This window comes from Rhizobacter sp. P1_G5 (assembly GCF_056405435.1).
On the sequence record NZ_JBFUCB010000969.1, the window covers coordinates 1 to 1,449 of the forward strand.

At 52.1% G+C, this 1,449-nt stretch carries 1 protein-coding gene; it reads right to left on the minus strand.

Going from position 1 to position 1,449, the window contains the following annotated elements; genetic code table 11:
* A partial coding sequence (locus AC1D12_RS33235) for a hypothetical protein (RefSeq protein ID WP_477845362.1) occupies positions 1 to 1,449 on the minus strand: 1,449 nt, incomplete at both ends.

Sequence of the window (1,449 nt, forward strand, 5' to 3'; positions counted from 1 at the left end):
GGCCTATATTTGACAATTTGTGATGGAGKGAAGAGTAGAAGTCCGACTGTTCGATGCTGGCTTCGAGTGTCTTGAGGCTCAAGATGTGATCGAGCAATGCCGCCTGAGGCATCAGATTTTCCTTGGACGTTGGCCATCGACGCAAAACATGATCGAGGAACAGAATTATTTCGCCCGATCTCCAGTCGGAAACATCTCCCAGAGACAATGCTTCGATGATCTCTCGAGGACCGCTGAACTGCATCAGAGTTTCAAGAGGCGAAAGAGGAAGAGATCCTCTGCGGCACAATAATTCTATTCGCGGCAGTCTGTCCAAGGTTTGCAAGCGGCGGATCATCGCCTTGTCGATATCCGTGATCGAGGGGGCATTGAATATCAAAGGCACGGATGCGCCCGACAGGTTGAGGAGTTCAAGAAAACGGCTTAAGTCGTTCTCCGGCGGATTGTTCAGAATCTTCTGCAGGAGTTCCGGAAGCCAGGTGACCAATTCGTCGAAGGCGGCGGGATTCGTGACCCCCCACGCCAGGGCGGGCCCGCTCGAAGCGTACGGGCATTGCAGATCCAGTAAAACTGTTCCTGGGGGCGCCACCAAGTCCTTGCGGCGCGCATCGCGTTGGCCACGCAAAGTGATGAGTTGCCCTCTTTTGGAAAAGTGATGGAACGCGGAGAAATCGGCAGACAGCAGATTGGGAGCGTCGATGATCTCGATGGTTGCGGCCGAGTCCGGATCCGGGGCCGAAAAATTCGCAAGATCCTGAGGTACCGACGGCATGTAGGGTGGCAATATGAGGGTGCGAATATGTGTCCTCAACAACAGAGCTTGTTCCCTGAATAGATTCCATAAATCCGGTGGCGCCCGCTCGATCTCATTGTGCGACCACGCTTCCAGGTTCAAGGTGGCTCCGGCGAGTGCAGAATATATTTTCTCAGCCGATATTATAGATCCAATACCTATTGAATTAGATAAATATTTGGACAGCAGTGGGTACTGAGGCGCGACGGGTATTGTGTTGTCTGATGGAATTGGATTGGTGGAGGGCTGGGACTGACCCAGCGAAACAGGATTGGGCGGAGATCTGACTCCGAAATCCGATGGGGAGCCGATCGAGAGGAAGAACTGCGATGTATCTGAAGAGCGAAGTATCCGGGCAAACATTCCCCTCAATTCACTCCAGCCCGAAAGGGCTGTCAAGTGCTTCCATTTCTTGTGCTCTTGCTCGAATTTCAGGCAGATCAGCTCGGTTGCATAGGCAAGCCAGGATTTGTTGTGGTATTCGACGAGACCCTTGCAAAGAGCGTCCAGCAAACGTTGCCTTTGTCCAAAAACAATATCTCTCCGACCTTGATGGAGTTCTCTGTGAATGGAGGCCGTCCAGCTTGAATCTACGATGATATGAATCAGCAAAGATATTTCGACCGGAGTCAGGCTCTTGATATGTGAGATCGCAG